At 72.9% G+C, this 7,720-nt stretch carries 8 protein-coding genes; 3 read left to right on the top strand and 5 right to left on the bottom strand.

Annotation, left to right across the window (positions count from 1 at the left end):
* Positions 1 to 11: 11 nt before the first annotated feature.
* Positions 12 to 1,043 (bottom strand): 7-epi-alpha-eudesmol synthase, encoded by a 1,032-nt coding sequence (locus ACFPZI_RS01515; RefSeq protein WP_381357033.1) that lies wholly within the window; start codon positions 1,041 to 1,043, stop codon positions 12 to 14.
* A 327-nt stretch (positions 1,044 to 1,370) separates the two neighbouring features.
* Between ACFPZI_RS01515 and ACFPZI_RS01510 the strand changes: the two genes are divergently transcribed.
* Entirely contained in the window at positions 1,371 to 1,763 is a 393-nt protein-coding gene (locus ACFPZI_RS01510) for a VOC family protein (RefSeq protein WP_381357030.1), read from the top strand.
* 101 nt (positions 1,764 to 1,864) lie between these two features.
* Here ACFPZI_RS01510 and ACFPZI_RS01505 read toward each other — a convergent pair whose 3' ends face one another.
* Positions 1,865 to 2,167, bottom strand: coding sequence for a DUF4235 domain-containing protein (locus ACFPZI_RS01505; protein ID WP_381357027.1), 303 nt, complete (start codon positions 2,165 to 2,167; stop codon positions 1,865 to 1,867).
* A 324-nt stretch (positions 2,168 to 2,491) separates the two neighbouring features.
* A complete protein-coding gene (locus tag ACFPZI_RS01500; RefSeq protein WP_381357024.1) occupies positions 2,492 to 2,929 on the bottom strand; it encodes a nitroreductase family deazaflavin-dependent oxidoreductase in 438 nt (145 codons plus the stop codon).
* 214 nt (positions 2,930 to 3,143) lie between these two features.
* On the opposite strand from ACFPZI_RS01500, the gene ACFPZI_RS01495 reads away from it, so the two are divergent.
* Both ACFPZI_RS01495 and ACFPZI_RS01490 read left to right on the top strand, forming a co-directional pair.
* A complete protein-coding gene (locus tag ACFPZI_RS01495; RefSeq protein ID WP_381357022.1) occupies positions 3,144 to 3,644 on the top strand; it encodes a nuclear transport factor 2 family protein in 501 nt (166 codons plus the stop codon).
* Positions 3,645 to 3,653: 9 nt separating this feature from the next.
* A complete protein-coding gene (locus ACFPZI_RS01490; RefSeq protein WP_381357020.1) occupies positions 3,654 to 3,830 on the top strand; it encodes a hypothetical protein in 177 nt (58 codons plus the stop codon).
* Positions 3,831 to 3,875: 45 nt separating this feature from the next.
* Here ACFPZI_RS01490 and ACFPZI_RS01485 read toward each other — a convergent pair whose 3' ends face one another.
* Together ACFPZI_RS01485 and ACFPZI_RS01480 are read right to left on the bottom strand one after the other, a co-directional pair.
* Positions 3,876 to 4,169 carry a hypothetical protein gene (locus tag ACFPZI_RS01485; protein ID WP_381357018.1) on the bottom strand — a complete coding sequence of 98 codons (294 nt, stop codon included), beginning with the start codon at positions 4,167 to 4,169 and terminating at the stop codon, positions 3,876 to 3,878.
* Between the two features lie 866 nt (positions 4,170 to 5,035).
* Entirely contained in the window at positions 5,036 to 7,417 is a 2,382-nt protein-coding gene (locus tag ACFPZI_RS01480) for a SpoIIE family protein phosphatase (RefSeq protein ID WP_381357015.1), read from the bottom strand.
* Positions 7,418 to 7,720 lie beyond the last annotated feature (303 nt).

Genomic DNA, 7,720 nt, shown 5'->3' with positions numbered 1-7,720 from the left:
GCACGGCCGTCTCACACGGTCAGCAGATCGTCGACCGAGCCGCGGCCCGCCTGCTCGGCCGTGGCCACCGCGCCCTCCTTCGACGTCGCGTACCGGCCGCTGGTCAGGGCCCACTCGTAATTTCCCTCGATCCAGTGCTGGATGGCCTGCACGCCCTTGTCCACCCGCTCGCGCTCGTCCGCGTCGAGCGCGAGCTCGTCGCACACGCGGGGCACCCGTGCCTCGAGCTCAAGGTATTCGTCCAGGCAGGCGGTCGTCATGCGGTACGCCTCGGCCGTGGCCTCCTCCCACGAGCAGCCGCGCTCCCGGTGCAGTACGGCGATCAGGTTGTGGCCGTCGCCGCGGCGCCGCTCCCGCTCGAAGGAGTGGATGTCGTTCATGAACCCGATGGTGTCCGCGGCCAGATCACGCATCCGCTCCATCAGCGGATGGGCCATCGCCCTCGCCGGCACCTCGAAGCCGCGGCTGCGCTCACCGGCGTCGATACTGTGGTGGATGCCGACGGTACGGCGCCGGAACACGGCGTACTCGTTGAGGCCGAGCGTCCCGGTCAGCCCGCGGGCCGCCAGGTCGACCTCCTCGCAGTGGGCCACCAGGAACCGGCCCCAGGACGCGGCGAACCGGGTCTGCCAGGTCAGGGACATGCCATCCGAGAGGCGTTCCCAGACCTGCGCCCAGGCCACCGTGATCGGGCAGACCACCCGGGGTGTACTCCCCGCCGGCCGCAGCGGGGTGACGATGAGCTCCCGCGCCACGTCGGCTATCACGTCCGCCCGGTCCGGCCGCCCGGCGTCGAACTGGTCGTCGAACAGGAACGCCAGCGAGAACCAGTTCATCAGGACGACCATGTCCTCGGCCGAGGCGTACGGATAGGTGCGGGCGGCGGCCTGCGGCAGGTCCCAGGAGCGGTACTCGTCGAACCCGGCCCGGCTGCGCACCAGTCCCATGTCCCACACCCAGCGCAGATGACGCGCCCGCGCGTACTCCAGATGCTCGCTGACCGGGGTGTTGAAGGGAAGGTCGAACCGGACATCCTGAGACATGTGCTTCCTTTCGGGAGACGGAACGCAGAGTCCCCCCGCCCTGCGAGCGGGCCACCGCGGAGACGACCCGCACATTCGAACTCGACTTCACCGCACGAAAGTTCATTTGGTAAGCGGAACGAGGATGCCCAGATCCTAGATGATCTACACCGGTGCCTGTCGTGATATCCGTTACTGGACAAGCCACTTGAGGCGAACGCACTCCCAAGAGCCCCATGAGGCAATGGATTTACCGTTGATTGAACCCATGGAACCGGGACAGATGCCCAGTACGGGCCGGGGCGCCGCCCCGAGCCCTGCACACAACCCTGACCCTGTGGAGGAGACATGCCGACCGTGCCTGCGGGAGTGGTGGTGCTCGACTGCGTCGAGCCCGAGAAACTCGCCGAGTTCTACCGCGAGTTGCTGACGGCGGAGGTGGTGGACGCCCAGGCCGACCGGGTGGAGATCCGGGCCGCCGACGGCTTTCGGCTGGCGCTGCGCCGGGACACCAACGCCACCGCGCCGAGCTGGCCGCGCCCCGAGAACTTGCTCCAGGCGCACCTGGAGTTCGTGGTCGACGACCTGGACGCCGCGGAACGTCTGATCGTGGGTCTCGGCGGCCGCCCGGTGGGGACGAAGGACGCCGCGGGCCCTCTGGAGGAACGCGGCTACGCCGACCCGGCCGGGCACTCCTTCACCCTGCGCTGCGATGTCCCGGTGGCACCGAAGCTGGGCTGACGCCCGCCGAACGGCCGGGCCCACCGGGGCCGGCCGGGGCTGTCGAGGGCCGCGCCCCGGCGCGCAGAGGCGCCGGGGCTTCGTGTGGTGGGAGGGCCGGGTCAGGCGCTCCCCTTCTCCTGGGCGGGCCAGAAGCCCGTCGAGCGTTCGATGGCCTTGGCACCCGCGCGGTTCACGGCACTGCGCACCACCGCGAAGATGGCGCCCTGGATCGCCGCGGCCAGCAGGATCTCGCCCCATCGGCGGTCCCGGTCCAGCGCGTCGGGGGCGTCGTCCTCGTGCCGGATCAGCTTCCACGTCTTCTGGAACGCGAGCCCCGCCACGGTGCCACTCGTCCAGCCCAACGCGAACCCGACGGGCTTGTACGCCAGGGGCAGCTTCTTCTTGCTCTTCTTCTTCGCCACGTGGATCTCCCAGGTCTGTGCAGGCGTTCGGAAAGGTCCTGTGCCCCACGTTCCCCGTTTTCCGCCCTCGGCACGGCCCGACCGGGCCCGACCGGGGCAATTTCCCACGGTGCGGTGGCAGGGGTGAGCCCCGCCGCGACGGGGGAACGCGGCGGGGCCTGCACCGCGGGTGCCCGCCGGCCGGGGCGTCATGCACACCGAACCGAACAAAATTCGGCCGGGCCTCTCCGGGCCCCTACCAGTCCCCTCTCCGGGCAAGTCCCAGGGTCTTTCGTTTGGATCAGGCCGGACCCCGCGAGCCCGGCCTGATCCACACGAGAGGCCCTAGTCGCGCGGCTCCAGCACGAAGACCGGGATCACCCGGTCCGTCTTCTCCTGGTACTCGGCGTACGGGGGGAACGCCGCGACGGCCCGCTCCCACCACTTTGCCTTCTCCTCCCCGGTCAGCTCACGGGCCGTCATGTCCCGCACGACCTGCTCGTCCCGCAGTTCCACCTGCGGATCGGCCTTGAGGTTGTGGTACCAGACCGGGTGCCGGGGTGCTCCGCCCAGCGAGGCCACCACCGCGTAGCGCCCCTCGTGCTCGATGCGCATCACCGGGGTCTTCCGCAGCTTGCCGCTCCTGGCCCCCCGCGTGGTCAGCAGCACCACCGGCCTGTCCTGCAGGGACGTCCCCTCTGTGCCGCCGGAGCTCTCGTACAGTTCCACCTGGTCGCGCACCCACTGCGTGGGGCTGGGCTCGTACTCGCCCTGAAGAGGCATGCCATCCGTCCCGTCGTTGTCGCGGCCCGTGGCCGGCCCGGTCTCCGGGACGACCGTGGGGCCATGCGGATCAGCTTGTTCCGTACCAGTGTCGACCGGACCGCACATGACCTCCGACGTCATGGCGTCATCGGCGTGTCCACGGCACAGTCATGACCATTCCCCGGACCGAAGCCCTTGAACTCGGACACCCCTGGACCCAGGAGACCCCGCCATGACCGAGCCCACACCGACCCCGGCCACACCGACCCGGACCAGCCCGACCCGTACCGCCCCGCCCACCAGCACCCGCGCCACCGTGGAGGAACTGCTGCGCCGGATCGGTCACGGCGACCCGGACCGCATCGCCGAGCTGTACGCCGACCCCTGCGACTGGCAACTCGACTGGCCGAAGGACGAGCACGGCAGCACCGCGACCCCCTGGATCCGCCACCGGGCCACCCGGGCCGACGCCGCCGCCCACTACCGGGAACTGGCCGCCCACCATGTGCCCGACGCGGCCGCCACCGAGATCGAGCGCATCCTGGTCGACGGCGACGACGCGGTGGTGTTCGGCGAGATCCGGCAGACCGCCCGGCCCACCGGACGCCCCTACCGTGCCCGCTTCGCCCTGCTGCTCACCGTGCGGAACGGCCTGGTCGTCCGCCACCACGTCCACGAGGACAGCCTCTCCGTGCACCGCGCCTTCGTACCGTGGCCACCGGCCGGGTCATAGGCTTTCCGGGTGACCGAACAGGCCCCGAAGCCCTTCCTCTACGTGGCCCTGCGGCGCAACGGCCCGAGTTCCGCATGGCGTCCCCAACTCCTCGTCACGGTACGCCGGATCGCCGCCGAACGGGACGGCGACCACCGGCGCGACATGCTCCACCCCGATCTCACCACCACCACCGACGACGGCTGACGGCCGGCCGCACGGCCACTGCCGCCGTCCGAACGGCGCCTGCTGTCAGGGGCGTTCCAGCGGCTGCCGCAGTCCGCGCGCTGTCTGCTGTGGCACACCGAGGTCGAGTCCGAACCGCTCCACGTCGCCGCCGGGCTGCTCGCCCTGGACGAGGAGGGCGCCCGCATCGAACTGCGCCGCTCCCAGGAGCGGTTGCGCGACGAAGTCCTCCAACTCCATGGGGAACTCGCCCCCGAGCAGGAGTGCCGACGCTGTCTGCGCCTGCTGGAGGTGACCTACCGGCGAGCGGGCACCGAAATCGAGCCGGACCTGCGCACCCACCTGGAGAGCTGCGCCCACTGCCGGCACGCGGCGGGCCAACTCACCTGTTTCACCAGCGGACTCGGTACGGCCCCGGCCGAGGCGGTCCTGGGCTGGAGCGCACGGGAGTACACGGAGAGCAGGGCACGGGCGGCCGATGTCACCGACGAGTCGGCCGCCGAGGAGCGGCCGTCGCCCGGGGGCGTCATCGGTGCGGCGTTCCCCGGCCCCGCCGACGGACGTTTGGAAACGGCGGGCGATCCGTTCGCCGTGCCCGCGGGCAAGCCCCCGGCGGTGGCGGGCGAGTCGTTCACGGAGGCGGGGACACCGGTCCCGCGCCTCCCCACCGAGGCACCCCGCACCGCGCCCACCAACTCCGCGGCCCCCACGGTGCCCCCGATACCGAGCACCGCCCCGGCCACCGCCGCCCCGACCACCTCCGCGCCCACGGCTTCCCGGTCCGGTGCCCGCTCCCGGCGGCGCGCGGCCTCCCGTACCGGTCCTCGCGGTGCCGTGCTCCGCGCCGGTTCCCGTGTCGCCCGGAAGGCCGCCCGCCGGGCCGCGCGTCGGCGCAACCTCGCCGCCGGCATCCTCACCGTCAGCGGGCTGGTCGTCCTCCCGCTGGTGCTGTGGACCACGGACGGTTTCGGCGACGCCGCCGCACGGGGCGCCGACCGTCCCTCCGAATCCCCCGGCGCAGCCGTGGCAGCCCGCCCGGCGACCCGTCGTGGTTCCGCTCCGGAGAAGTGGCAAAGGGTGCCCTGCGCGGCCGGTTGCACAACACCGCCTCCGGCCTGTGCGTCGGTGTCGTCGGCGGACGGGCGGTGCCCCCAGCACCGGACCCCGCTCTCCGATCCGGCATCATCCCGACGAAAGACCCTGGGTGGACCGGGCCGGTCGGACGCTCACAGTTCCTCCGCCAGCCCCAGCTCGGCCCAGATGGTCTTGCCCTCGGCGGTGTGTCTGCTGCCCCACCGCCGGGTGAGCTGGGCGACCAGGAGCAGCCCCCGGCCGCCCTCGTCCCAGGTCTTGGCACGCCGCAGGTGCGGGGCGGTGTGGCTGGCGTCGGACACCTCGCAGATCAGCGTCGACGCGTCGCAGATCAGCCGGAGCCGGATCGGCGGCGCGCCGTAGCGGATCGCGTTGGTGACCAGCTCGCTCACCACCAGCTCGACGGTGAACGACACGTCGGTCAGCGCCCACACGCCCAGCTGATCGAGGACCTGTTTGCGAACCAGCGAGACGAGCGCCGGGTCGGCCGGGATGTCCCAGGTGGCGACCCGGGAGGACGGCAGCCCGCGGGTACGGGTCAGCAGCAGCGCCACGTCGTCCGTGGCGGGACCCGGAGGGAGCATGGCGTGCAGGACACGGTCGCAGGCCTCGTCGAGAGCCCCGGAGGCCGCGTGGGACAGGGCGTCGCAGAGCATATGAAGGCCCGCGTCCGTGCCGCCTCCCCGGACGTCGACAAGACCGTCCGTGTAGAAACCCAGCACACTGCCCTCAGGCAGCTCCAGCTCCACGGACTCGAAGGGAAGCCCGCCCAGGCCCAGCGGCGGCCCGGACGGCATGTCCAGTATGCGGACCGGTCCGTCCGGCGGGACCAGGACCGGTGGCGGATGCCCCGCCCTCGACAGGGTGCAGCGCCGTGACACCGGGTCGTACACCGCGTACAGGCAGGTCGCACCGACCTCGCCGGGGCCGGCGTCGCCGCCCGACTCGTGCGAGAGGTGCAGGACCAGGTCGTCGAGGTGGGTGAGCAGTTCCTCCGGGGCCAAGTCGATGTCGGCGAGGGTGCGGACGGCCGTACGCAGCCGGCCCGTCGTCGCCGACGCCTGGATGCCGTGGCCGACGACGTCCCCCACCACCATGGCCACCCGCATCCCGGACAGCGGGATGACGTCGAACCAGTCGCCGCCCACGCCGGTGCGCGCGGCCGGCAGGTATCGGGAGGCGGCGTCCACCGCCGCGGTCCGGGGCAGGCCGCGGGGGAGCAGGCTGCGCTGGAGGGTGAGGGTCGTTTCGCGTTCGCGGGAGTAGCGGCGGGCGTTGTCGATGCAGACGGCCGCACGCGCGGTGATCTCCTCGGCCAGCAGCACGTCGTCGTGGGTGAAGGGCTCGGGATGCCGGAAGCGGGTGAAGGCCGCGACGCCGAGGGTGACACCGCGGGCCCGGAGGGGGACGGACAGCAGCGAGTGGACACCGAACTCCCGGACCTGCCGGGCGTGGGCGTCGTCGACCGCGAGCCACGGATCGAGATCACCGGAGGGGACCGAGGCGACGACGCTGTGGCCGGCGATCAGGGAGTCGGCCTGGGGTGCGGCGGCCGGGTAGACGACCACCTCGCCCGGGTCGGTGACCGACTCGGGGCTGCCCGCCGTGCGGGACCGATGGGTGAGCCGGCGCAGCGAGACCGGCAGAGTGAGCGGACCGGTGGGGTCGGCACCCTGGCCGTGCTCGAGCAGGTCGACGCTGACGAAGTCGGCGAGCGCGGGGACACAGACCTCTGTCAGTTCCTGCGCCGTCCGGGTGACGTCGAGGGTGGTGCCGATGCGTATGCTGGCCTCGTTGACCAGCTGCAGCCGTGCCCGCGCCCTGTTCTGCTCGGTGAAGTCGTGGGCCGTCACGCAGACACCGACAATCCGGCCGGAGTCGTCGGTGAGCGGTGCGATCCGGGCCAGCCAGGCGTCTTCGCGGCTCTCTCCGCGGACCCGCAGACACGTCTGCACGTCGTGGCCCCGGCCCGTCCGCAGTACCTGGCGCATGTGCTGCTCCAGCTCCCTGTCCCGGGGCCGGCCGCCGATGTCGCCGGGCTGCAGACCGCGCAGATGGGTGGCCGGCAGCCCGAGGAGCTCCGCCATCGCGTCGTTGGCACCGTGCAGGCGCAGGTCCTTGCCGAAGACGACGGTGGCGCACGGGGACTGGAGCATGGCCGCCCAGAGCAGCGGATCGCCGGCCGGATCGGTGTCGCCGGACCGCAGCGGGGCGACGGCCAGCCAGTCGTCGGCCTCACCGTCCTCCGGCCGACCGCGGTGGGCGAGCAGCCACACGGTGACGGTGCAGCCGTCCCGGTGCCGGAGCGCGAGCGTGCCACTCCAACGCGTTTCGCCCGGCGGCCGGGGCGCCTGCGCCCCGTCGGCGAGCAGGCGGGCCGCCGGGCGGCCGACCACGTCCTCGGCCCGGTGGCCCAGCAGCCGCTGGGCGCCCTCGTTCCACCGGGTGACGGTGCCGTCGGCGGCGATGACGGCCCGAGCCGTCACCGGATCGTCGAACGGATCGTCCGCCCTCATCGTCGCCACTCCATCGCGCACACTCACCGTGAACCGGTCGATCACCAGAGTTCCACCCTAGTGCGTCCGAGGCGGGTATGGACCGGAACCCCGTCCGGGCGGGGGGTCGCGGGCGGGCCGCGAGGGGCGGGAGCAACGCCTGAGACGGTCGACGGGAGCCTGTCCCGGCCCCCGCCCCCGGCCCCGGCCCCCGGCCCCGGCCCCCGGCCCCGGCCCCGGCCCCCGGCCCCGGCCCCGGCCCCCGGCCCCGGCCCCGGCCCCCGGCCCCGGCCCCGGCCCCCGGCCCCGGCCCCGGCCCCCGGC

Source organism: Streptomyces chlorus, assembly GCF_042655885.1.
Lineage (GTDB): Bacteria > Actinomycetota > Actinomycetes > Streptomycetales > Streptomycetaceae > Streptomyces > Streptomyces chlorus.
The sequence above is the reverse complement of the archived record's forward strand: the minus strand, read 5'-3'. Positions and strand labels throughout refer to the sequence as shown.

Coding starts and splice junctions, on each gene's coding strand:
- ACFPZI_RS01515 (WP_381357033.1), bottom strand. CDS start 1,043: ATGTCTCAGGATGTCCGGTTCGACCTTCCCTTCAACACCCCGGTCAGC.
- ACFPZI_RS01510 (WP_381357030.1), top strand. CDS start 1,371: ATGCCGACCGTGCCTGCGGGAGTGGTGGTGCTCGACTGCGTCGAGCCC.
- ACFPZI_RS01500 (WP_381357024.1), bottom strand. CDS start 2,929: ATGCCTCTTCAGGGCGAGTACGAGCCCAGCCCCACGCAGTGGGTGCGC.
- ACFPZI_RS01495 (WP_381357022.1), top strand. CDS start 3,144: ATGACCGAGCCCACACCGACCCCGGCCACACCGACCCGGACCAGCCCG.
- ACFPZI_RS01480 (WP_381357015.1), bottom strand. CDS start 7,417: ATGAGGGCGGACGATCCGTTCGACGATCCGGTGACGGCTCGGGCCGTC.